Origin of the sequence: Rhodocyclus purpureus (assembly GCF_016653115.1) — a bacterium.
Taxonomy (GTDB): Bacteria; Pseudomonadota; Gammaproteobacteria; order Burkholderiales; family Rhodocyclaceae; genus Rhodocyclus; species Rhodocyclus purpureus.
Genome location: NZ_NHRX01000063.1, coordinates 1 through 22498 on the forward strand (window position 1 = coordinate 1; position 22498 = coordinate 22498).

Here is a 22498-nt window from a genome sequence, read left to right on the forward strand (position 1 = left end):
CCCTTTAAGGTGATCAACATTGCGATCGCCCACAAACTACTTCGCCAAGCCTTCGCCGTCGCTACTCAAAAAACATCATTTTCGCCAGAATTCGCTTGACGACAAGCACAGTTCATTGCGAGGCGCGCAGCGCCGTGGCAATCCAGTTCGTTCTTCTGTCTTCGCGACCTGATTCGAGCCCTACGCACTGGATCGCAACGGGCCTACGGCCTTCGCGATGACCGGCTGCTGTTCGGGGGCTGGCTTCAGCCCTTGCAGTTTCACGTTAAACCTCTTCCTTCTGCGACCCCATGACCGACATCGCCACGAACCCCCTGCTCGACTTCTCCGGACTGCCGCGCTTCGACGCGATCACCCCGGACCACGTGAAGCCCGCCATCGAAGAACTGCTGACGCGCGCGCGCGCGCTGGTCGAGCGCCTGACCGCGGCGGAGACCGAGGCGACCTGGGCGGGTTTCGCGCAGCCGCTCGCGGACGGCCTCGAAGGCTTCTCGCGCGCGTGGGGGATCGTCGGCCACCTGCACTCGGTCAATGACGTCCCCGCCTGGCGCGAGGCGTACAACGCGATGCTGCCGGAGGTATCGCGCTTCTTCGCCGAACTCGGGCAGAACCTCGCGCTGTTCTCGAAGTACAAGGCGCTGCGCGCCAGCGACGAGTACGCCCGACTCGATCCGGCGCAGAAGCGCATCGTCGACAACGAAATCCGCGACTTCCGCCTGTCCGGCGCCGAACTTCCCGATGCGGCGAAGCCGCGCTTCCAGGAGATCCAGGAAGAGCTGTCGAGCCTAGCCGCCAAGTTCTCGGAAAACCTGCTCGACGCGACCAATGCCTTCGCCGAGATCGTCACCGACCCTGCCGAACTCGGCGGGCTGCCCGAGGACGTCAGGGAAGCCGCGCGCGAGGCCGCCGCCAGGGCTGGGGTCGAGGGCTGGAAGTTCACGCTGCACATGCCCTCCTACCTGCCGGTGCTGCAGTTCGCCGACAGCCGCCGCCTGCGCGCGGCGCTCTACCGCGCCTACGCGACGCGCGCATCCGAGTTCGGCCCGGCCGAGCTCGACAACACGCCGCTGATCCGCCGCATCCTCGAACTGCGCCAGGAAGAAGCGAGGATGCTCGGCTTTGCCAACTACGCCGAGGTCTCGCTGACGCCGAAGATGGCCGAATCGACGACGCAGGTCGCTGCCTTCCTGCGCGACCTCGCCGCCAGGGCGAAGCCCTTCGCCGAGCGCGACCTCGCGCAACTGAAGGAATTCGCCGCGGCCGAACTGGGCCTTGCCGCACTCGAACCCTGGGACATCGCCTGGGCCTCGGAAAAGCTGCGCCAGCAACGCTATTCGTTTTCGGAACAGGAGGTGAAGGAGTACTTCACCGAGCCGAAGGTGCTCGCCGGGCTGTTCGGCGTCATCGAGAAGCTGTACGCGGTGCGGGTCCTGCCCGACAGCGCGCCGGTATGGCACGAGGACGTGCGCTTCTACCGCATCGAGACGCCCGAGGGACAACTCGTCGGCCAGTTCTACCTCGACCTCTACGCGCGTGAAACCAAGCGCGGCGGCGCCTGGATGGACGAGGCGATCACCCGCCGCCGTATCCATCCGGGTGGCATCCAGGCGCCGGTCGCCTACCTCAACTGCAACTTCCCGCGTCCGGTCGGCGAACGCAACGGGCAGCCGAAGCCGGCGACCTTCAGCCACGACGACGTGACCACGCTCTTCCACGAGACCGGCCATGGGCTGCACCACCTGCTCACCCGCGTCGAGGAACTCGGCGTCTCGGGGATCCACGGCGTCGAATGGGACGCGGTCGAGCTGCCCTCGCAGTTCATGGAGAACTACTGCTGGGAGTGGGACGTGGTGCGCGGCATGAGCGCGCACGTCGATAGCGGCGAGGAACTGCCGCGCGCGCTGTTCGAGCGCATGCTCGCCGCGAAGAACTTCCAGAGCGGGATGCAGGCGGTGCGCCAGATCGAGTTCTCGCTGTTCGACCTCCTGCTGCACAGCGACTTCGACCCGGCCGGCGGCAACCTGCTCGACCTGCTCGCCGAAGTGAGGCGCGAGGTCGCGGTGATCGTCCCGCCCGATTGGCACCGCTTCCCGAACAGCTTCTCGCACATCTTTGCCGGCGGCTACGCGGCCGGCTACTACAGCTACAAGTGGGCCGAAGTCCTCTCCGCCGACTGCTACGCCGCCTTCGAGGAAGCCGGCAACCCCTTCGACCTCGCCACCGGACGGCGCTTCCTCGACGAAATCCTCTCGGTCGGCGGCGCACGCCCGGCGCTCGAATCCTTCCGCGCCTTCCGTGGCAGGGACCCGCAGGTCGATGCGCTGCTGCGCCACAGCGGCATGGTCGAGGCCTGATTGCCCGTTCGCCGATATCGCGAGTGCGCAGCGAGCGGTGATCCAGAAGTACGAACTGGATTGCCGGGGCGCTGCGCGCCTCGCAATGACGGTATTGTCGGCTGCGCAGACTCACAGCCGGTCGTCCCGAGCCCGCAGGGCCTGGCGATCCAGTCGTAATCTGGATTGCCAAGGCATTGCGCGCCTTGCAATGACAAATTCTCTGCCTCGCCGGATCATGAAAATCCTGTTCGTCCACCAGAATTTCCCCGGCCAGTACAAGCATCTGGCGCCGGCACTTGCCGCCGACCCGGCCAACGAGGTCGTCGCGCTACGCCTCGGCGAGGACGCGGCCTGGGGTCGGGTACGCGTGCTCGGCTACAAGGTGGCGCCGGAGGCGATCGCCAAAGCCGATCCGAAGGCCGTCCACCCCTGGCTCTCCGACCTGCAGGTGAAGGTGCTGCGCGGCGAGGCCGCGAGCCGCCGCGCGCTGGCGCTGCGCGCCGAGGGCTTCGTCCCCGACGTGATCGTCGCCCATCCGGGCTGGGGCGAGACCCTGTTCCTCAGGGAAATCTGGCCGCAGGCGCGGCTCGGCCTCTACTGCGAGTTCTTCTACCGGGCCGAGGGCAGCGACGTCGGCTTCGACCCGGAGTTTCCGCAAAGCGGCGACGCGCTGGCCAACGCCAGCCGCCTGCGCCTGAAGAACGCCAACGCGCTGCTCAGCCTCGAAGAGGCCGCGCGCGGACTGTCGCCGACCGCTTGGCAGAAGAGCCAGTACCCGCAGCGGCTGCAGGCGATGATCGACGTCATCCACGACGGCATCGACACGCGCCAGTTATGTCCCGATGGGCGCGTGAGCATGCGCCTCAACGGCAGCCGCACGCTCACGCGCGCCGACGAAGTGATCACCTTCGTCAATCGCAACCTCGAGCCTTACCGCGGCTACCACGTGTTCATGCGCGCGCTGCCCGAAATCCTCGTGCGCCGCCCGCAGGCGCGGGTGATCATCGTCGGCGGCAACGAAGTGAGCTACGGCGCCGCTCCACCACCCGGCAAGACCTGGCGCTCGATCTTCTTCGACGAGGTCAGGGAGCGGATCGACGCGAGCCGCGTGCATTTCGTCGGTCGCATCCCCTACCCCGACTTCGTCCGCCTGCTGCAGCTCTCATCGGCGCACGTCTACCTCACCTACCCGTTCGTGCTCAGCTGGAGCCTCCTGGAAGCGATGAGCGTCGCCTGCCCGATCGTCGCCAGCCGCACGCCGCCGGTCGAGGAGGCGCTCGCCGACGAAGAGACCGCGCTGCTCACCGACTTCTTCGACCCGGAAGCACTCGCCGACGCGGTCTGCCGCCTGCTCGCCGACCGTGCGCTCGGCCAGCGGCTGGGCAGCGCGGCGAGAAAAGTCGCCGTCGAGCGCTACGACCTCGCCAGCCGCTGCCTGCCGGCGCAGATTGAATGGGTGCGCCGGCTCGCCGCGGGGTGAGACGCGGGGGGATTCGCTGCCGGCAGAACACCGCCTTGTTGCAGTAGACGACGTCGCCCACGACAGCCTGTTCTCCGTCTTGCCCGGACGGCCATTCTATTGACATGCCACGCCGACGGACTTCTCGCCTTGGCAAAAGCGGATTCATCGAAGACCGGTGTCGCGCTGTGAGCAAACTGGGTATTGGCAGCCACGATCAGTTGTTGCCGAACCTCGGCACGCGACCAGTTCGATTGGCTCAACAGTAGAATCAAGCTTTCCCCTTTTCTGCAAACGCGCGCGAGGTCGTCATGCCGGTAATCGAAGTCCGCCACCCCCTGGTCAAACACAAAATCGGATTGATGCGGGAAGGCGACATCAGCACCAAGAAATTTCGCGAGCTGACGGCCGAGCTGGCGCGTCTCCTGAGCTACGAGGCCTGCAGCGATTTCGAACTGGAACCTTGCCGGATCGCCGGCTGGTGCGGTGAAGTTGAAGTCGAGCAGATCAAGGGCAAGAAGGTCACCGTGGTGCCCATCCTGCGCGCCGGCATCGGCATGCTGGATGGCGTGCTCGACCTGATCCCGAACGCCAAGGTCAGCGTCGTCGGCATTGCCCGTAATCACGAGACGCTGGTGCCGGAGCCGTATTTCGAGCGTTTCGTCGGCCAGCTCGACGAACGTCTGGCAATCATCCTCGACCCGATGCTGGCCACCGGCGGTTCGCTGATCGCCACCATCGACATGCTCAAGCGCAAGGGCTGCCAGCAGATCAAGGCGCTAGTGCTGGTCGCCGCACCGGAGGGCATCGCGGCGCTGAGCAAGGCACACCCGGAAGTACAGGTTTACACGGCGGCCATCGACAGCCACCTGAACGAACAGGGCTACATCATTCCCGGTCTCGGCGATGCCGGCGACAAGATCTTCGGGACCAAGGAAGCATGAACACGACACAAGATCCCGTCTGGCGTACCGCCCTATCCGGTGCGCAAATCCTTTTCGTGGCCTTTGGCGCAACCGTGCTGGTGCCGCTGCTTACCGGGCTGAATCCCAGTCTGGCCTTGCTCGGCGCTGGTGTCGGTACGCTGATCTTCCAGGTGTGCACGAAGCGTCAGGTGCCGATCTATCTCGGCTCCAGCTTTGCCTTCATCGCGCCGGTGATCTACTCGGTGCAGACCTGGGGCATGAACGCGACGCTGGGCGCACTGGCTGCCGCCAGCTTCTTCTATTATGTTGCCGCCGCGCTGGTCAAATGGCGTGGCATCGAGCTGATCCACAAGCTGCTGCCGCCGGTGGTCATCGGCCCGGTAATCATGGTCATCGGTCTCGGTCTGGCCCAGGTTGCTGTCAGCATGGCGACCGGCAAGGCGGGCGATGCGCAGGTCGTGCCGTACGAAACGGCCATTGCCATCGCCACCGTTTCCTTGCTGGCAACGATGTTGACCGCAATCCGCGCCCGCGGTCTGCTGAAACTGGTTCCGATCCTGATCGGTGTTGCTGTCGGCTACATCGCGTCGCTGTTCGTCGGCATCGTCGATTTCACCAAGCTCAGCGAAGCGGCCTGGATCGCCATGCCGGAATTCGGCACGCCGGAATTCAACCTGGCGGCGATCCTGTTCATGATCCCGGTGGCGATTGCACCCATCGTCGAACACGTCGGCGGCATCCTCGCCATCGGCTCGGTCAGCGGCAAGGACTACACCGAAAACCCCGGCCTGCATCGCACGCTGCTCGGCGACGGTCTGGCGGTCAATGTCGTCGGCCTGTTTGGCGGCCCGCCGGTGACCACCTACGGCGAAGTCACCGGCGCGGTGATGCTGACCAAGAACTACAACCCGGTGGTGATGACCTGGGCGGCCGGTTTCGCCATCCTGATGGCCTTCGTCGGCAAGTTCGGCGCGCTCCTGCAGACCATCCCGATGCCGGTGATGGGCGGCATCATGGTGCTGCTGTTCGGCTCGATCGCCGGCATCGGCCTGAAGACGCTGCTCGAAGCCAAGGTCAACCTGTCGAGCGCGCGCAACCTGTGCATCGTCTCGGTGACGCTGGTCACCGGCATCGGCGGCCTCGGCGTCAATATCGGCAGTTTCTCACTGCAAGGCATCAGCCTGTGCGGCGTGCTGGCAGTGCTGCTCAACCTGCTGCTGCCGGCCGAGCCAGTGGAAGGCTAGTTTTCGCATTCCGCTCCCGGCTGGCACAATCCGTCCCGGCGCACGCATCTCGACGATTACAAAACACGACGACGAGCGCCCCCTCCCTCCTTCTCCTTCGCTGATCGGGAAAAAACTTGAAAATCGCCGCCTGGAACGTGAACTCCCTGAAAGTCCGTCTGCCGCAGTTGCTCGACTGGCTGCCCGTGGCGCAGCCCGACGTCGTCTGCCTGCAGGAAACCAAGCTCGAGGACCACAAGTTCCCGCGCGCCGAAATCGAGGCGGCCGGCTATCAGGTGGTGTTCTCGGGGCAGAAGACCTACAACGGCGTCGCGCTGCTCTCGCGTAAGGCCCCGACCGACGTCGTCGTCGGCAACCCGCACTTTGCCGACGAGCAGAAGCGGCTGATCGCTGCGACCATCGACGGCGTGCGCGTGATTTCCGCCTACGTCCCGAACGGACAGGCGGTCGGCAGCGACAAGTACGCGTACAAGCTGGCCTGGCTCGACGCGCTGGCCGGCTGGATCGAGGACGAGCTGCGCGCGCATCCGCAACTCGTCGTCGCCGGCGACTACAACATCGCTCCCGAAGACCGCGACGTGCACGACCCCGCCGCCTGGGCCGGCCAGATCCTCTGTTCCGACGCCGAGCGCGCCGCCTTCAGGCGCCTGCTCGACCTGGGCCTCGTCGACAGCTTCCGCTGCTTCGCGCAGCCGGAGAAGAGCTTCTCGTGGTGGGACTACCGCATGCGCGGCTTCCAGCGCAATCTCGGCCTGCGCATCGACCACGTGCTGCTGTCGCAGCCGCTCGCCGCACGCTGCACTGCCGCCGGCATCGAGCGCGAAGTGCGCAAGCTCGAACGCCCCTCCGACCACGCGCCGGTATTCGCCGAAATCGGCGACTGAAGCGCGCAACATTCCCCGGCCCGGCCACCTCGGCCGGAACGCCGGCAAGCGGGGGAACGGCAGAGGTGGCATACTCCCGGAACCGGCGCACGCGCCGGGCAGCGCCTTGCCTTCCCCCTTCCAATCCCTCTTCCCTTCCCGCACGCCTCACCCGCAAAGGAAAACCTCTTGGCCAAACCCAATTACCAGTTCGAAAAGCGCCAGAGGGATCTGGCGAAGAAGAACAAGCAGGAAGAAAAACGCCGCCAGAAGCTCGCCGCCAAGGCCGCCGGCAGCAGCGGCGCAGCCGCGGACAGCGAAGTGGAAGGCGAAGAGCGGGACGACGCTGCCGAACTGCCCGCCACCGACGCAAGCAACTCGACCTCCGCCTGAGTCATCCCCCCGCCGGGTGGCCCTCCCCGGGCCGCACGCGCGCTCACCGCGCAAGCTCGTCCCTCGCCGGCGCCCTGTGCCTCCCCTGGCGACGCGCCGCGCCTCCATTGCTGCGTCGCCCGCCGCACTTCTCTGGCGCCCACGCGCCACCATCTCGCCCATGATCACCCTCAAGAACGTCAGCTTGCGCCGCGGCGCCAAGGTGCTGCTGGACCGCGCCTCGGTCACCCTCAATCCCGGCGAGAAGGTCGGCCTCGTCGGTCGTAACGGCGCCGGCAAGTCCTCGCTGTTCGGCCTCTTCAACGGCACTCTGCACGAGGACGCCGGCGACTACTCGATCCCGAAGCAGTGGCGGATGGCGCAGGTCGCGCAGGACATGCCCGAGACCGAAGAGAGCGCGACCGACTTCGTCATCGCCGGCGACACGCGGCTGCTCGCGGCGCAGGCCGAGGTCGCCGCGGCCGAAGCCGGCGACGACGGCATGCGCATGGCGCACGCCTACATGGACCTGCACGACGCCGGCGCGCACGATGCCGAAGCGCGCGCGCAGGCACTGATCCTCGGCCTCGGTTTCCGCGCCGACCAACTGGGAAATCCGGTCAACAGCTTCTCCGGTGGCTGGCGGATGCGCCTGCAACTGGCGCGCGCGCTGATGTGCCCGTCCGACCTCCTGCTCCTCGACGAGCCGACCAACCACCTCGACCTCGACGCGCTGGTCTGGCTCGAAGCGTGGCTGAAGCGCTACCCGGGGACGCTGATCGTGATCAGCCATGACCGCGAGTTCCTCGACTCGATCACGCAGGTGACGCTACACATCGACAACGCCCGGCTCGTCCGTTACGGCGCAAACTACAGCGCGTTCGAGGACATGCGCGCCGAACAGATGGCACTGCAGCAGTCGGCGCTGGCCCGGCAGCAGGAAAAGATCGCCCATCTGCAGGAATTCATCAACCGTTTCAAGGCCAAGGCGAGCAAGGCGAAGCAGGCGCAGAGCCGGGTCAAGGCGCTCGAACGCATGGAGAAGATCGCGCCGGTGCTCGCCGACGCCGAGTTCAGCTTCGAATTCCAGGAACCGCTCAACCTGCCGAACCCGATGCTGTCGCTTGCCGACGTGGCCATCGGCTACCCGCCGCCGGCCGATGCCCCGGCCGGCACGCTGCCTGCCGTGATCGTGCGCAACATCAGGCGCTCGGTCCATGCCGGACAGCGCATCGGCATCCTCGGCGCCAACGGCCAGGGCAAGTCGACGCTGGTGAAGACGATCGCCGGCGACCTGGCGCCGCTTTCCGGCGAAACGAGCGCCGGTCGCGGACTCAACATCGGCTACTTCGCGCAGCAGGAACTCGACGTGCTGCGCCCGCAGGACACGCCGCTCGAACACATGACCCGGCTGGCCAGGGAAACGATCGCCGCGGGAAAAAGCGGCTACGTCGCGGGTCGCGAGCAGGATCTGCGCAACTTCCTCGGCACCTTCAACTTCAGCGGCGACATGGTCAAGCAGCCGGTCGGGACGATGAGCGGCGGCGAGAAGGCGCGGCTGGTGCTGTGCATGATCGTCTGGCAGCGTCCGAACCTGCTGCTGCTCGACGAGCCGACCAACCACCTCGACCTCGCCACGCGCGAGGCACTCGGCGTCGCGCTCAACGAATTCGAGGGAACGGTGATGCTGGTCAGCCACGACCGTGCGCTCCTGCGCTCGGTCTGCGACGAGTTCTGGCTGGTCTCGCGCGGCGGCGTCGCCCCCTTCGACGGCGACCTCGACGACTACCAGCGCTACCTGCTGGAAGAGGCGAAGCGCGCCCGCGAACGTTGAGGTGAAACATCAGCAGCCCGTCATCGCGAGCCCGCAGGGCGTGGCGATCCAGTGCGTAGGGCTCGAATCAGGTCGCGAAGACAGAAGAACGAACTGGATTGCCACGGCGCTGCGCGCCTCGCAATGACCGGAATGAAGCAGCGTGTTTCATGGTTCGGGTTCGCGCCGGCAAGCACAGCAAAGCCGGGAAGCCCTTTTCCGGCTATCATTTCCTGCCTGATGACAGGGATGAGTCGGGAGATGACAAAAGCGCCGCCAAACAGTAATCGCCCATCGTCTCGCGCAGTGAATCCGCCGCCCGCCCCTCCCGCGCCGCTGCTCGCCGTGCGCGGCGAGATCGTCCATTTCCTCGCCGACCCGGCAAGCCACGGGGCCACCGCGCTCGAGCACTTCGCCGACGGGATCCTCGTCCTGCGCCACGGTCATGTCGCCGAACTCGGCCCGGCCGACGCCCTGCTGGCGAAGTTGCCGCACGGAACCACACCGCTCGACTACCGCGGCAAGCTGATCCTGCCCGGCTTCGTCGACACGCACGTGCACTACGGCCAGACCGACATGATCGCCAGCTACGGCGAGCAACTGCTGCCCTGGCTGGAGAAGTACGCCTTCCCTGCCGAGCGCCGCTTCGCCGACCCCGAGCACGCGACAGCGGTCGCCGAATTCTTCTGCGACGAACTCCTGAAGAACGGGACGACGACGGCTTCGGTGCTGCCGACGGTGCATGCCGGATCGGTCGACGCGCTGTTCGCCGCCGCCGAAAAACGGCGCATGCGCCTCGTCTCCGGCAAGCTGCTGATGGACCGGAACTGTCCGGACTTCCTGCGCGACGGCGCGATCACCGGCGACGGCGCGGCGAAAGCGCTGATCGAACGCTGGCATGGGCGCGCTCGCCTGCGCTACGCGGTGACGCCGCGCTCGGCCTTCACCTCCAGCCGCGAGCAGATGACGCTCGCCGGCAGGCTGTTCGCCGCCTGGCCCGAACTGCACCTGCAGTCGCACCTCGCCGAGAACCGCAGCGAGGTCGCACTGGCGCGCAAGCTCTACCCCGAAGCGCGCAGCTACGGCGACGTCTTCGAGCGCTTCGGCCAGTTCGGCGAACGCGCGCTCTTCGCGCACTGCCTGTGGATCGACGACGAGGACCGCGAACGCTTGGGCGCCACCGGCACCGCGATCAGCTTCTGCCCGACCTCGAACCTCTTCCTCGGCTCGGGACTGTTCGACCTCGCCGCCGCGCAGGCGCTCGGCATCCGCGTTGGCCTCGGCACCGACGTCGGCGCCGGGACGAGCTTCTCGCTCTTGCAGACGCTGAACGAGGCCTACAAGGTGCTGCAGTTGCAGGGGCAGACGCTGTCGCCCGAGAGCGCCTTCTACCTGGCGACGCTCGGCGGCGCCAGGAGCCTCTACCTCGAGCGCTTCATCGGCAACTTCCTGCCCGGCAAGGAGGCCGACTTCGTCGTCCTCGACGCGCAGGCAACACCGCTGCTCGCGCGCCGGATGGCGAACGCGACGACGCTGTCCGAGCGCCTGTTCGTGCTGATGATGCTCGGCGACGATCGCGCAGTCGCGGCGACGCACGTGCTCGGCGACCGCGTCTGACGGGCCGCCCGGATCGCCCCCGCCGGATCAGTCGGCGCCGCTTGCGACGATGCGGATTTCCTCGCCGCCGACGCTGACGAGCTCGCCGCCGCGCAGCTTGCGCGTCTTGCGCGTTTCGGGGACGCCGTCGACGCTGACCTGTCCGTCGCCGACCAGCGCCTTGGCGGCGCCGCCCGAGTGGGCGATGCCGAGCAGCTTGAGCAGGATGTTCAGTTCGATGAACTCGCGGTCGAGTTCGAAGATGCGCTGGGTCAAGTTAGGGCTCCGTGGGGTCTGGCCGTGCATGATACGCCGCAACCGCGCAGTCTCGGCGCTCAGCCGGGTTTCCTGAACTCGTCGTCGATCCAGGCGCTGGCACTGGCCAGGTTGAGCTTGAAGTTCGGCGCGACGCGAACGCGGGCGATCTCGTCTCCGGCGGCATCGCTGGCGGCAAGGATCGCGTGCGGGTCGTACTCGTCGGGAACGATGTCGAGCGTGACCTCGATCCGCCCGTCCGGCGTGTTCACGCTCACCCGCTTGTGGTACTGCGCGTGCAGTTGCTGCTCGTGCCGGCGCAGCACTTCGGACGCGGTCTTGACCAGGGTGTTGAAGGCGGCGGCGTCGAGCGGCTTCGGGTCCTTCTTGTTGCGGCCCATGGTCCATGGTCCGACCAGCGCCGGCTCGGACTCGCCGTCCTTGATCATCGCGACGGCCCAGCCTTCGTCGTCCTCGTTCTTGATCACGCGCGCGGTCCAGCCCTTGCCGGTCCACAGGCGCGGCTCGTTGACGACAAGATCGTCTTCGCTCTCTTCGTTAATGTTCAATGGAATGACTCGCTGCAAAGGGTACGGCACCCGCTGCGCCCCTCAAGGGGGCGCATTATGCCGGGCGCCCGCCTTCATCCAAAATCCGGGCTGCCAGCGCGTCGAGGCTGGCGCGAGAAAGCTCATCAACCCGGTAGCGCGGCGCGCCGGCGAAGCGCGCGAAGTTGCGCGGCTGCGAACGCGCGTAGAGCGGGTCGTAATGCAGGGTCAGCAGTTCGCCGACCAGCGAGCGAAAATCGCCGGCTTCGGCGAGTTGCAGCCAGCGCTCGACGCGCTCGCGGCCCTGCAGTTCCTTCAGGCGCAGCAGCGGCTCGCGCAGTTGCTCGGCAGAACACAGGTAGGCGTAGTCGTCGAGCAGGTAATCGACGCGCGCCGGCAGGCTGGCGTCGATGAACAGGCAGGGCGCCGAGCGGATCGCCGCGTTGAGCGCCTCGGGCAGGCGCAGCGCGCCGATGCGCCGGCTCTCGGCCTCGACATAGACCGGCTGCCCCGGCGCCCGTGCGGAGCGTTCGGCAAGTTCGGCGAGGGCGACGTACAGTTTCGTCTCGAAGGTCTTCTGCGAGGGCTGCGCCGCACCCGGCAGGTCGCCGAGCACCGAGCCCTTGTGCGCGGCCAGCTCTTCGAGGTGCAGGACCAGCGCGCCCTGCGCGGCCAGCGCTTCGAGCAGCCGGCTTTTGGCGCTGCCGGTCGGTCCGGCGACGACGCGGAAGGGCAGGCGCGCGGGCAGGGTTTCCAGCCCGGCGATGACGTGATGGCGCCAGGCCTTGTAGCCGCCCTCGAGCCGCCTGGCCGGCCAGCCGATCTCGCGCAGGACCAGCGTGAATGAGCCGCTGCGCTGGCCGCCGCGCCAGCAGCAGACCAGCGGCCGCCACGACTTCGGCTGCTCGCTGAACTTCTCCTCCAGATGCCGCGCGATGTTGCGCGCCACCAGCACGGCGCCGAGCTTGCGCGCGGCGAAGGGCGAGACCTGCTTGTACAGGGTGCCGACGCGGATACGCTCCTCGTCGTCGAGGACCGGACAATTGATCGCGCCGGGGATGTGGTCGTCGGCGTATTCGGCCGGCGAGCGGACGTCGATGATGGTATCGAACTCGCCGACTTGTGCTACGGTTGCCAGTGTGTAATCGGACACTTTCTGAACGCCAGGGTGTTATCGAGCTTCGCATCTTAACGAGAACAGAGCCGCCATGAACGACAAGACAGCCGAATCAGCCGCCCGACCCGCCGCCACGACCGACGCCGAACCCGTCCGCCTGACCCGCTTCAGCCACGGCGGTGGCTGCGGCTGCAAGATCGCGCCGGCGGTGCTGTCGCGCCTCCTCGCCGAATCGCCCTTGCGCGTGCTCCCGCCCGACCTCCTGGTCGGCACCGAGACCAGCGACGACGCCGCCGTCTATCGCGTGAACGACGAGCAGGCGATCGTCGCCACCACCGACTTCTTCACGCCGATCGTCGACGACCCCTACGACTTCGGCCGCATCGCGGCGACCAACGCGCTGTCCGACGTGTATGCGATGGGCGGCAAGCCGCTGTTCGCGCTGGCGCTGGTCGGCATGCCGCTCGACAAGCTGCCCGAGGACGCGATCCGCCGCATCCTCGCCGGCGGCGAGGCGGTCTGCGCCGCGGCCGGCATCCCGATCGCAGGAGGGCACAGCATCGACGTGCTCGAACCGATCTACGGGCTGGTCGGCATCGGTCTCGTCCATCCGCAGCGCGTCCGCCGCAACAGCTCGGCACGCGCGGGCGACGTCCTGATCCTGTCGAAGCCGCTCGGCATCGGCGTGCTCTCGGCGGCGCTGAAGAAGGGCATCCTCTCGACCGACGGCTACGGAGAGATGATCAAATGGACGACCACGCTGAACACGCCGGGGACGGCGCTGGCCGGGTTCGACGAGGTGCATGCGCTGACCGACGTCACCGGCTTCGGTCTCGGCGGTCATCTGCTCGAAATCTGCCGCGGCTCGGGACTCGCCGCGCGCGTCGATTTCGCCGCGCTGCCGCTCATCGCCGAAGCGCTCGCGCACAGCCGCAACGGCGTCGTCACCGGCGCCACGGGGCGCAACTGGGCGGCCTACGGCGCCGAGGTGGTGCTGCCCGACGGCAGCCCCGACTGGCAGCGCACGCTGATCACCGACCCGCAGACCAGCGGCGGCCTGCTGATCGCCTGCGCCGAGAGCGGCGCCGCACGCGTGCTCGAACTGCTGCACGGCGAGGGCTTCGCCGAGGCGGTGGTCATCGGCCGGCTGGAGAGCGGAACGCCGCGCCTGATCGTCGGCTGAGAAGTCGGGCTGGCACTTCGGTTCCGTCATCGAGAGGCCGAGGGGCTTGGCGATCAGCAGCACGTCATCGCGAGCCCGAAGGGCGTGGCGATCCAGTACCCAGGTCTCGCATCCGGTCGGCCGTGGATGGCCGACAAGGGCGAGGAGACGGAAGAACGAACTGGATTGCCACGGCGCTACGCGCCTCGCAATGACGCGAACCGCCACGACGCGTCCGCAAAGGCACGTCATCGCGAGCCCGCAGGGCGTGGCGATCCAGTGCGTAGGACTGGTTTCGGGTTGCACGAACTGGCGAGGCCGCGAAAGAACGAACTGGATTGCAACGGCGCTACGCGCCTCGCAATGACGGCAGCAAATGGCTTCGTTTCATGCTCGGGGGTGACACCACTCGCCATGATTCGGGCCTTCCGGCCCTCCCACGACGGGCGTGGGAGCAGCGGAAGCCGCGAATAAGGGCGATCAATAGATCAGGAACTCCCTCCGGCGCTCGTTCCAGGCAGCCTCGTCGGCGCCTGCCAGCGCGTCGAGCTCGGCCGGCGTCGCTGCCCGGTCGTCGACCCACTCGCGCAGCAGGGGGCTGCCGTTGATCAGGTCGATCGCCAGCCGCTCATGCTCGTACTCGTAGGGAAAATCGCGCCACAGCGGATAGTCGGGACGCAGGTTGCGCAGCGCCTTGAAGGCGAGCGCCTGCAGGCGCCACGGCTTGAACACATCGTGTGAATAGTACGCCGGATCATCGACGTGGATCTGCACGCCGTGGCAGAGCTGGCCGGCATGCTTGTGGAAGGTCGGCTCGAAGCAGCACTCGCGCAGCACGCAGCCGGCGAGCCACGATTCGGCCGTGCCGGCGTCGAGCCTGCGCATCTCGGCGACGAGCGCGCCGGCGTCGAGCTCGGGCGCGCCGAACAGTTCGAGCGGGCGCGTCGTGCCGCGGCCTTCCGAGAGCGTCGTACCTTCGAGCATCACCGTCCCCGGATAGGCGCGCGCCATCGACAGGTTGGGCGCGTTCGGGCTCGGGTTGATCCAGCTGCGCTCGCCCAGCGGCCAGCCGAAGCCGGGTCCCTCCTCGGGGCGCCAGCCGTCCATGGCGACGACCTCGAGCTCGACGTCGATCGCGAATTCGGCGACGAACCAGCGTGCCAGCTCGCCGAGCGTGAGCCCGTGGCGCATCGGCAGCGGACCGGCGCCGACGAAACTCTCCCAGCCGGGGCGCAGCGTCAGGCCTTCGACCGGCCGGCCGACCGGGTTGGGCCGGTCGAGCACCCACACCGCCTTGCCGTGGCGCGCAGCGGCTTCGAGCACGTAGCGTAGCGTGGTGATGAAGGTGTAGATGCGGCAGCCCAAGTCCTGCAGGTCGACGAGCAGGACGTCGAAGCCTTCCATCATCGCGTCGGTCGGTCGGCGCACCTCGCCGTAGAGGCTATGCACCGGGATGCCGTGGCGCGGGTCGAGGTAATCGGGCGACTCGACCATGTTGTCCTGCTTGTCGCCGCGCAACCCGTGCTGCGGGCCGAAGGCGGCACCGAGTTCGAGCCCGGGCTGGGCCGCGAGCGCGTCGAGCGCATGCGTCAGGTCGCGGGTGACGGAAGCGGGATGGGCGAGCAGCGCCAGCCGCCGGCCGGCCAGGGGACGGCGCAGGTCGGGGTCGGCGAGAAGGCGTTCGAGTCCGGTGAGCATGTCCGAAAAGGATGAACCTGAAAAAAGCAGTTGGCCACGAAATGCACGAAAAACACGAAATCGTTGATGAGGTTCGGTGCTGAGTGGAAACAACCCGATGGCTTAGACACGGAACGACCGCAACCCCATGTTTTTTAGTGGCTTTCGTGTTTTTCGTGGATGAAAAGAGGTTTTAAGGTTTAAGGATGAAAGGGTCGTGGAAGCGGCGGCGCGGCCTCAGCCGGGGAGTTCGAGGACGAAGGCGGCGCGGTCGTGGAAGTCGGGAAGCGCCCGCGGATGCGCCAGCGCGAGATAGGCGGTCTCCCCGTCGTTGCCGACGAGGACGGCGCACAGGCCGAGCTGCAGGACGCCGCTGCCGGGGGGCAGCGCCGACGCCGGCAGGCTGGCGCGCAGCGTGAGCCTGGCAGCCGAGCGCGTCCATTCGAGTCGCGGCGCCGGCACTGCCAGTTCGTCGCGCCGGCGATAGTCGCTGAAGCGCCAGCCGGCCCACTGCCCGCTCGGCGAGAAGTTGTACTCGCGGTAGTGAGGGGCGCCGGCACGCGCGAGGAAGGCTTCGAAGCAGGTGAACTGCCACAGGCGGTCGGGCGGCAGCGAGTCGCCGGGGCCGGGGATGGCGACCTTGGCACCGGCCGGCAGGTCGAGCCGGTAGTCGAGGCAGAGAGCGCCGTCGCCGCCCGGCGCGGCAGCGACGAAAACCTGCGCTCTCGTCGTCGCGCCGGCCGGATGGGCGGTCAGCGCGACTGCGTTCAGCCAACCGTCCACGTGTCGCCGCCGGCGAGCAGGCTAGCGAGATCGGCCGGCCCGCGCTGCTCGCGTGCGGCCGCGGCGATGCCGGCGTTCATCACCTCGAAGGCCGGGCGCTCGACGGCGCGCAGGATGCCGAGCGGCTGCGGGAACTCGGGCGCGGCGAACTGCGCGAGCAGGAAGGCGAGGCTGCCGTGCGCGTCGGCCTCGTCGTGCACCGCGAGTTCGCTCTCGGCGACGCCCTCGCCCTCTGCAACACCGGGCGCACCGGCGACGCTGACGACTTCCGGCTTGAGGCCGCGCAGGCGGATGCCGTGCTCGCCGTTCTTGCCGAAGCGCAGCGGCTGGCCGTGCCTGAGCGTGAGGCGGACCTCGTCGCGCGTCGCCTTGTCGGTGAGCGTCGAGTAGGCGCCGTCGTTGAAGACGATGCAGTTCTGCAGCACCTCGACGAAGGCGGTTCCCGGATGCGTCGCGGCACGCGCCAGCACCTGCTGCAGCATCGGCAGGTCGGTGTCGAGGACGCGCGCGACGAAGGTCGCGCCGGCGCCGAGCGCCAGCGCGGCGGCTGAGAACGGCGGGTCGATGTTGCCGTAGGGGGAGGTCTTGGTCTTCTCGCCGAGTTCGGTGGTCGGCGAGAACTGGCCCTTGGTCAGACCGTAGATGCGGTTGTTGAGCAGCACGATCTTCAGCCCGATGTTGCGGCGGATCGCGTGGATGAAATGGTTGCCGCCGATCGCCAGCGCGTCGCCGTCGCCGGTGACGACCCACACCGACAGCTCGGGTCGCGCCAGCTTGAGGCCGCTGGCGATCGCCGGCGCGCGGCCGTGGATCGAATGGATGCCGTAGGTATCCATGTAGTACGGGAAGCGGCTGGAGCAGCCGATCCCCGACACGAAGGCGAAGTTCTCGCGCGGGATGCCGAGCGTCGGCAGGAGCTTCTGCACCTGCGCCAGCAGCGCGTAGTCGCCGCAGCCCGGACACCAGCGCACGTCCTGCTCGGATTCGAAATCCTTGCGCGTCAGCACCTGCGTGCTTCCCGCCGCCGCCCTGCACTCGACGATGTCGTTCATGATTGCCTCCCGCAAAGTTCCTCGATGCGCGCGCGGATCTCGCTCACGCGGAACGGTCGTCCCTGCACCTTGTGCATCGTCTCGACGGCGCGCAGCGTGCGTTCGCGCAGCAGCCTGGACAGCTGGCCCAGGTTCAACTCGGGAACGAGGACCGTCTTGTAGCGGCCGAGGATGTCGTCGAGGTCGCGCGGCAGCGGGTTCAGGTGGCGCAGGTGCAGGTGCGCGACCGAGAGACCTGCCGCGGCGGCCTGCTTGCGCGCCTCGGCGATCGCGCCCCAGGTACCGCCCCAGCCGACGACGAGCAGGTCGCCGCTGTCGGGACCGTCGACCACCAGCGGCGGCAAGTCGCGCGCGATGCCGGCGACCTTGGCAGCGCGCACCTCGACCATGCGCTGGTGGTTCTGCGCGTCGTGCGACAGATTGCCGGAAAGGAAGTCCTTCTCCAGCCCGCCGATGCGGTGCTCCATGCCCGGGGTTCCCGGCGGCACCCAGGCGCGCGCCAGCCGCTCGTCTCGCGCGTAGGGGGAAAAGCCCTCGGGATCGCTGCGGTAATGCACGGCGATGCGCGGCAGCGAGGCCACGTCGGGGATGCGCCAGGGCTCGGCGGCGTTGGCGATGCCGCCGTCGGAGAGCATGATCACCGGCGTCATGTAGGTGACGGCGATGCGCATCGCCTCGATCGCGCAGTCGAAACAGTCGGCCGGCGAACGCGCAGCGATCACCGGGATCGGGCATTCGCCGTGGCGGCCGAAGAGCGCCTGCAGGAGGTCGGACTGCTCGGTCTTGGTCGGCAGGCCGGTCGAGGGACCGGCGCGCTGCACATTGACGATCACCAGCGGCAGCTCGAGCATGGTCACGAGGCCGAGCGCCTCGCTCTTCAAGGCCATCCCCGGTCCCGAGGTCGTCGTCAGCGCCAGGCTGCCGCCCCAGGCAGCGCCGATCGCCGAGCAGATGCCGGCGATCTCGTCCTCGGCCTGGAAGGTGGTCACCTTGAAGTGCCGCAGCGCGGCGAGTTCGTGCAGGATGTCGGTCGCCGGCGTGATCGGGTAGGAACCGAGGAAGAGCGGCGTTCCCGCGAGTTCCGAGGCGGCGACGAAACCGAGCGCGGCCGCATGGTTGCCGGTGATGCTGCGGTAGGTGCCCGGAACCGAGGAGGCGGCACGAATCTCGAAGGTGGTCGCGAACAGCTCGCTCGCCTCGGCGAAGCCGTAGCCGGCGCGCAGGGCGAGGACGTTGGCCTCGGCAAAGCGCGGATTCTTCGCGAAACGTTGGGCGACGTCGGCGATCTCGGCTTCGAGCGGGCGCCCGAACAGGCACAGCATCAGGCCGAGCGCGAAGTAGTTCTTGCAGCGGTCGACCTCCTTCTTCGACAGCGAGGTCCCCGCCAGCGCGCGCGCGTTGAGCGCCGAGATGTCGACCGCGAGCAGGCGGTAGCCGTCGAGGCTGCCGTCTTCGAGCGGGTTCTTCGCGTAGCCGGCACGCGCGAGGTTGGCCGCCGTGAAGGCGCCGCTGTTGACGAGCAGGACGCTGCCGCGCGCGAGTTCGCCCAGGTTGGTCTTCAGCGCCGCCGGATTCATCGCCACCAGCACGTCCGGCGCGTCACCCGAGGTGAACACCTCGCCCGACGAGAACTGGATCTGGAAGCCGGAGACGCCGAACAGCGTTCCGCTCGGCGCGCGGATCTCGGAGGGATAGTCGGGATGCGTCGCGAAGTCGTGGCCGGCACGCGCGATCGCGCGCGAGAACTCGCTGCCGGTCAGCTGCATCCCGTCGCCGGAGTCGCCGACGAAGCGGATGACGACGCGGTCGAGCGCCGCGACCTCGCGCTCGCCGCCGGCCGGCGGTTCACCGGCTGCCACGCCTGCTGCACCTCCCGCGTGAACGCCCGCCTCCGCGTCACGTCCTGCTGCCGGCGGCGGCGCCGCGGCTGTCTGCGTCTCTGACACGATAACCCCCATTTGTGATCGCTGCGCACGTCCTGCATCGTTGCCCGCATCGCTGCGGCTGCTGCCGACCCGCCCCGCGCGCAAGCACCCGGGGCAAGTGCAAGTCTGAAGCGCGCGGCGCCGAAATTCAAGCGCCCGATCAGCCTTGGCGTGCGCCTTGCTGTGCGGACAGCCAGTTCGCCAGGCGCACGTAGTCGGCGATCGCCAGTTCCTCGGCGCGCCGCGTCGGATCGATACCGAGTTCGGCGAAGCCCGCGTCGGCGACGATTCCCTTCAGCGTGTTGCGCAGCATCTTGCGCCGCTGCGCGAAGGCTGCGGCGACGACCTGGGCGAAGACCGCCTCGTCGGCCGCCAGCAAGTCGGCAGCGGGGCGCGGGATCAGGCGGACGACCGCGGAATGCACCTTCGGCGGCGGGTCGAAGGCCTCGGGCGGCGCGTCGAGCAGCCAGTCGATGACGAAGCGGTAGCCGAGCATCACCGTCAGGCGGCCGTAATCGTTGCTGCCCGGTTCGGCGACCATGCGCTCGACGACTTCACGCTGCAGCATGAAGTGCATGTCGTAGACGAGCTCGGCGAAGCCGGCGAGGTGGAAGAGCAGCGGTGTCGAGATGTTGTAGGGCAGGTTGCCGACGACCTTGAGCCGCGAGCCGGGGGGACGCGGCAGCGCGGCGAAGTCGAATTCGAGCGCGTCGCCCTCGTGCACCGTCAGGCGCTCGGCCGGGAAACGACGGCGCAGGCGCGCGGCGAGGTCGCGGTCGATCTCGACCACGTGGAGGTGGTTCACGCGCTCGGCGAGCGGCTCGGTCAGTGCGGCCAGGCCCGGACCGATCTCGACCACGCAGTCGTCGCGGCGCGGCGCGACGGCGTTGACGATGTCGCCGATGATGCCGCGGTCCACCAGGAAGTTCTGGCCGAAGCGCTTGCGCGCGCGGTGTTCGCTCATTGCCCCACTCCCTCTCTGGTGTTCCGCATCATGCGCTCAAGCTCGATCCGCCGCCGCCAGCGCCGCCGAGCGGCTGACCATCAGCGCCGCCTGTTCGACGGCGACGAAGAGGCTACCCGGGTCGGCACTACCCTTGCCGGCGAGGTCGAGCGCGGTGCCGTGGTCCACCGAGGTGCGGATCACCGGCAGCCCCAGGGTGACATTGATGCCGGCGCCGAAAGTCGCGTACTTCAAGGCGGTCAGCCCCTGGTCGTGGTACATCGCCAGCACGCAGTCGCCGCGCGCGAGCTGCGGCGGCGTGAACATGGTGTCGGCGGGAAGCGGGCCGATCAGCCTGAAGCCTTCCTCCCTCAGGGCGGCGAGTGTCGGCGCGATCACCTCGATTTCCTCGCGACCGAGCGAGCCGCCCTCGCCGGCGTGCGGATTAAGCCCGGCGACGAGGATGCGCGGCTCGGCGATGCCGAACTTGCGGCGCATGTCGGCGGCGATGATGCGGATCGTCTCGGCGAGCGAGTCGCGCGTGATCGCATCGGGCACCTCGCGCAGCGGCAGGTGCGTCGTCGCCAGCGCGACGCGCAGATCGCCGCCGGCGAGCATCATCACCACGCGGGGGACGCCGCAGGCGGCGGCCAGGTACTCCGTGTGGCCGGTGAAGGGGACGCCGGCGTCGTTGATGATCGACTTCTGCACCGGCGCCGTGACCATCCCGGCGAATTCGGGCGGCGTCCCGTCGGCGCCTGCGCGGCAGCCGGCCAACGCCCGATCGAGCAGCGCGAGCACGTAAGGCGCGTTGGCGACATCGAGCACACCCGCCTGCGCCGGCACGGCGAGCGGCAGCGAAAGCACGTCGAGCACGCCCGCAAGCGGGGCCGCTTGCGGATCCCAGTCGCGCAGGCGCGGCGCAAAGCCCGTCTGCGCGGCACGCGCGGCCAAGAGCTCGCGGTCAGCGAGGACGACCAGGCGCACGCCGTGCGTGGCCGCCCAGTCGCGCTCGGCCAGGCGCAGGCAGAGCTCGGGACCGATACCGGCCGGCTCGCCCGAGGTGACCGCAAGCACCGGCAGTGCAGACGCGTTCATCTGCTAGCGCTCCTCGAGACGCAGGTCGACGTAGGCGCGGTCGCGCGCCTGGCGCAGCCAGTCCTGGTAGGCCTCGTCGAACTTGCGTTCGCGCAGGGCCTGGCGCGCGGCCATGCGCTGGCGTTCGCTGGACACGTCCTGCACGCGCCGCTCCAGCACCTCGATCAGGTGGAAGCCGAACGGCGACTGCACCGGCTGGCTGATCTCGCCCGGCTGCAGCGCGTTCATCGCGCGCTCGAACTCGGGAACCGTGTCGCCGGGGTAGATCCAGCCGAGGTCGCCGCCCTTCGGTGCCGAACCGTCCTGCGAGTAGAGGCGTGCCAGTTCGGCGAAGTTGCCGCCGTTCGCCAGGCGCTCGCGCAGCCCTTCGAGGCGATGGCGCGCCTCGGACTCGGAGACGACCTCGTTGACCTTGACCAGGATGTGGCGGACGCGCGTCTGCTGCACGGCCGGCACCACCGCACCGCCGCGCTTGGCGATCAGCTTGATGAGGTGAAAGCCGTTCGCGCTGCGCAGCAGGGGCGAAGTCTCGCCAGGGTTCAGGCTCGCCGCCGACGCCGAGAAGATCGACGGCATGCGGTCGAGCGGGCGCCAGCCGAGGTCGCCGCCATTGAGCCCGTCGGGCGCATCGGAATAGGCGGCGGCGAGCTGGGCGAAGTCCTCGCCGCGAGCAAGCCGCGCCTGCACCTGCTCGGCCCGCTCCCTGAGCTTCTGGATCTGCTCCGGACTCGCCGCTTCCGGGGCGCGGAAGAGGATGTGCGCCAGCCTGAATTCCTCGCTCCTGCCCCCCTTGTCGGCTTCGGCGGCAAGATAGTTGTCGATCTCGCCTTCGGAGACGGCGATCTTGTTCTCGACCTCGCGTTCGCGCACGCGGGCGATGGTCATCTCCTCGCGGATCTCCTCGCGGAAACGCGACAAGGGAATTCCGTCCTTTTCCAGGAGCGCGGCAAACTGCGCGAGAGACATCTGGTTGTTGGCGGCGATCCGCTGCAGCGCCATCTCGAGCTGCGCATCGTCGATGCGCAGGCCGGTGTCACGCGCGTACTGCAACTGGATGCGGTCCATCACCAGGCGCTCGAGCATCTGCCGCTGCAGGACGTCCTGCGGTGGCAGCGGCGTGCCCTGGCGCTTCAAGCGGCCGAGCGCGGAATCGAGGCTGCTGCGCAGCTCGTTGAGCGTGATCACCTCGTCGTTGACGACGGCGACGATGCGGTCGGCGAGCACCGGTTCGCTGCGCGGCGTGGCAGCGGCGGCGGCGCCGGCGAGCGCCAGCAAGCCGACGGCGAGGAAAAGGGAGCGGATGCAGCGCGTGCAGTTCATGCAGTCTTC

At 68.2% G+C, this 22498-nt stretch carries 19 protein-coding genes; 9 read left to right on the plus strand and 10 right to left on the minus strand.

The window, feature by feature from the left end; all coding sequences use genetic code 11:
• The first annotated feature begins 290 nt into the window (after nucleotides 1-290).
• The 8 genes from CCR84_RS12840 (at nucleotide 291) to guaD (ending at nucleotide 10630) form a co-directional block, all read left to right on the plus strand.
• Nucleotides 291-2354 carry a M3 family metallopeptidase gene (locus tag CCR84_RS12840; RefSeq protein ID WP_201212943.1) on the plus strand — a complete coding sequence of 688 codons (2064 nt, stop codon included), beginning with the start codon at nucleotides 291-293 and terminating at the stop codon, nucleotides 2352-2354.
• 217 nt (nucleotides 2355-2571) lie between these two features.
• Nucleotides 2572-3816, plus strand: coding sequence for a glycosyltransferase (locus CCR84_RS12845; RefSeq protein ID WP_201212945.1), 1245 nt, complete (start codon nucleotides 2572-2574; stop codon nucleotides 3814-3816).
• 290 nt (nucleotides 3817-4106) lie between these two features.
• Nucleotides 4107-4739: a uracil phosphoribosyltransferase gene (gene upp / locus CCR84_RS12850; protein WP_201212947.1), complete on the plus strand. Its 633-nt coding sequence runs from the start codon at nucleotides 4107-4109 to the stop codon at nucleotides 4737-4739.
• Nucleotides 4736-5965, plus strand: a complete 1230-nt coding sequence (locus tag CCR84_RS12855; RefSeq protein WP_201212949.1) for a uracil-xanthine permease family protein — start codon at nucleotides 4736-4738, stop codon at nucleotides 5963-5965. The genes upp and CCR84_RS12855 overlap by 4 nt, the downstream gene beginning before the upstream one ends.
• A gap of 116 nt (nucleotides 5966-6081) precedes the next feature.
• A complete protein-coding gene (gene xth / locus CCR84_RS12860) occupies nucleotides 6082-6849 on the plus strand; it encodes an exodeoxyribonuclease III (protein ID WP_201212951.1) in 768 nt (255 codons plus the stop codon).
• 168 nt (nucleotides 6850-7017) lie between these two features.
• Complete coding sequence (locus CCR84_RS12865) at nucleotides 7018-7221, plus strand: hypothetical protein (RefSeq protein ID WP_201212953.1); 204 nt, start codon at nucleotides 7018-7020, stop codon at nucleotides 7219-7221.
• A 160-nt stretch (nucleotides 7222-7381) separates the two neighbouring features.
• The gene (locus CCR84_RS12870; protein ID WP_201212962.1) at nucleotides 7382-9034 is read left to right on the plus strand and encodes an ABC-F family ATP-binding cassette domain-containing protein; all 1653 of its coding nucleotides are present in this window, start codon (nucleotides 7382-7384) and stop codon (nucleotides 9032-9034) included.
• A gap of 285 nt (nucleotides 9035-9319) precedes the next feature.
• Nucleotides 9320-10630, plus strand: coding sequence for a guanine deaminase (guaD, locus tag CCR84_RS12875; RefSeq protein WP_338052613.1), 1311 nt, complete (start codon nucleotides 9320-9322; stop codon nucleotides 10628-10630).
• A 27-nt stretch (nucleotides 10631-10657) separates the two neighbouring features.
• On the opposite strand, the gene CCR84_RS12880 is transcribed toward guaD, so the two are convergent.
• The 3 genes from CCR84_RS12880 to mnmH are packed head-to-tail and all read right to left on the minus strand — an operon-like array spanning nucleotide 10658 to nucleotide 12565.
• Entirely contained in the window at nucleotides 10658-10885 is a 228-nt protein-coding gene (locus CCR84_RS12880) for an RNA-binding S4 domain-containing protein (RefSeq protein ID WP_201212966.1), read from the minus strand.
• 59 nt (nucleotides 10886-10944) lie between these two features.
• On the minus strand, nucleotides 10945-11433 hold the full coding sequence (locus CCR84_RS12885) for a hypothetical protein (RefSeq protein WP_207186291.1): 489 nt from the start codon (nucleotides 11431-11433) through the stop codon (nucleotides 10945-10947).
• 55 nt (nucleotides 11434-11488) lie between these two features.
• Nucleotides 11489-12565, minus strand: a complete 1077-nt coding sequence (mnmH, locus tag CCR84_RS12890; RefSeq protein ID WP_338052614.1) for a tRNA 2-selenouridine(34) synthase MnmH — start codon at nucleotides 12563-12565, stop codon at nucleotides 11489-11491.
• 55 nt (nucleotides 12566-12620) lie between these two features.
• Here mnmH and selD point away from each other — a divergent pair, with 55 nt between their 5' ends.
• A complete protein-coding gene (gene selD / locus CCR84_RS12895; protein ID WP_201212968.1) occupies nucleotides 12621-13712 on the plus strand; it encodes a selenide, water dikinase SelD in 1092 nt (363 codons plus the stop codon).
• Between the two features lie 459 nt (nucleotides 13713-14171).
• Here the strand turns inward: selD and CCR84_RS12900 are convergent, their stop codons facing one another.
• From CCR84_RS12900 to CCR84_RS12930, 7 genes are all read right to left on the minus strand, one after another.
• Nucleotides 14172-15389, minus strand: coding sequence for an exo-beta-N-acetylmuramidase NamZ family protein (locus CCR84_RS12900; RefSeq protein ID WP_201212970.1), 1218 nt, complete (start codon nucleotides 15387-15389; stop codon nucleotides 14172-14174).
• Between the two features lie 216 nt (nucleotides 15390-15605).
• Nucleotides 15606-16151: a DOMON-like domain-containing protein gene (locus CCR84_RS12905; protein ID WP_201212972.1), complete on the minus strand. Its 546-nt coding sequence runs from the start codon at nucleotides 16149-16151 to the stop codon at nucleotides 15606-15608.
• Nucleotides 16136-17203: a 2-oxoacid:ferredoxin oxidoreductase subunit beta gene (locus CCR84_RS12910; protein ID WP_201212974.1), complete on the minus strand. Its 1068-nt coding sequence runs from the start codon at nucleotides 17201-17203 to the stop codon at nucleotides 16136-16138. Before CCR84_RS12910 ends, CCR84_RS12905 begins: the two co-directional genes overlap by 16 nt.
• A complete protein-coding gene (locus tag CCR84_RS12915) occupies nucleotides 17200-19062 on the minus strand; it encodes a 2-oxoacid:acceptor oxidoreductase subunit alpha (protein ID WP_338052615.1) in 1863 nt (620 codons plus the stop codon). Before CCR84_RS12915 ends, CCR84_RS12910 begins: the two co-directional genes overlap by 4 nt.
• 226 nt (nucleotides 19063-19288) lie before the next feature.
• Nucleotides 19289-20092, minus strand: a complete 804-nt coding sequence (gene rsmA, locus CCR84_RS12920; protein ID WP_201212977.1) for a 16S rRNA (adenine(1518)-N(6)/adenine(1519)-N(6))-dimethyltransferase RsmA — start codon at nucleotides 20090-20092, stop codon at nucleotides 19289-19291.
• 36 nt (nucleotides 20093-20128) lie between these two features.
• Nucleotides 20129-21169, minus strand: coding sequence for a 4-hydroxythreonine-4-phosphate dehydrogenase PdxA (pdxA, locus tag CCR84_RS12925; protein WP_201212979.1), 1041 nt, complete (start codon nucleotides 21167-21169; stop codon nucleotides 20129-20131).
• A gap of 3 nt (nucleotides 21170-21172) precedes the next feature.
• Nucleotides 21173-22489, minus strand: coding sequence for a peptidylprolyl isomerase (locus tag CCR84_RS12930; RefSeq protein WP_201212981.1), 1317 nt, complete (start codon nucleotides 22487-22489; stop codon nucleotides 21173-21175).
• Between the last annotated feature and the right edge of the window lie 9 nt (nucleotides 22490-22498).

What these genes read in the sequence shown, in the direction of transcription:
- CCR84_RS12840 (WP_201212943.1), top strand. Translation starts at nt 291, where the DNA reads ATGACCGACATCGCCACGAACCCCCTGCTCGACTTCTCCGGACTGCCG.
- CCR84_RS12845 (WP_201212945.1), top strand. Translation starts at nt 2,572, where the DNA reads ATGAAAATCCTGTTCGTCCACCAGAATTTCCCCGGCCAGTACAAGCAT.
- upp (WP_201212947.1), top strand. Translation starts at nt 4,107, where the DNA reads ATGCCGGTAATCGAAGTCCGCCACCCCCTGGTCAAACACAAAATCGGA.
- CCR84_RS12855 (WP_201212949.1), top strand. Translation starts at nt 4,736, where the DNA reads ATGAACACGACACAAGATCCCGTCTGGCGTACCGCCCTATCCGGTGCG.
- CCR84_RS12870 (WP_201212962.1), top strand. Translation starts at nt 7,382, where the DNA reads ATGATCACCCTCAAGAACGTCAGCTTGCGCCGCGGCGCCAAGGTGCTG.
- selD (WP_201212968.1), top strand. Translation starts at nt 12,621, where the DNA reads ATGAACGACAAGACAGCCGAATCAGCCGCCCGACCCGCCGCCACGACC.
- CCR84_RS12900 (WP_201212970.1), bottom strand. Translation starts at nt 15,389, where the DNA reads ATGCTCACCGGACTCGAACGCCTTCTCGCCGACCCCGACCTGCGCCGT.
- CCR84_RS12910 (WP_201212974.1), bottom strand. Translation starts at nt 17,203, where the DNA reads ATGAACGACATCGTCGAGTGCAGGGCGGCGGCGGGAAGCACGCAGGTG.
- rsmA (WP_201212977.1), bottom strand. Translation starts at nt 20,092, where the DNA reads ATGAGCGAACACCGCGCGCGCAAGCGCTTCGGCCAGAACTTCCTGGTG.
- pdxA (WP_201212979.1), bottom strand. Translation starts at nt 21,169, where the DNA reads ATGAACGCGTCTGCACTGCCGGTGCTTGCGGTCACCTCGGGCGAGCCG.
- CCR84_RS12930 (WP_201212981.1), bottom strand. Translation starts at nt 22,489, where the DNA reads ATGAACTGCACGCGCTGCATCCGCTCCCTTTTCCTCGCCGTCGGCTTG.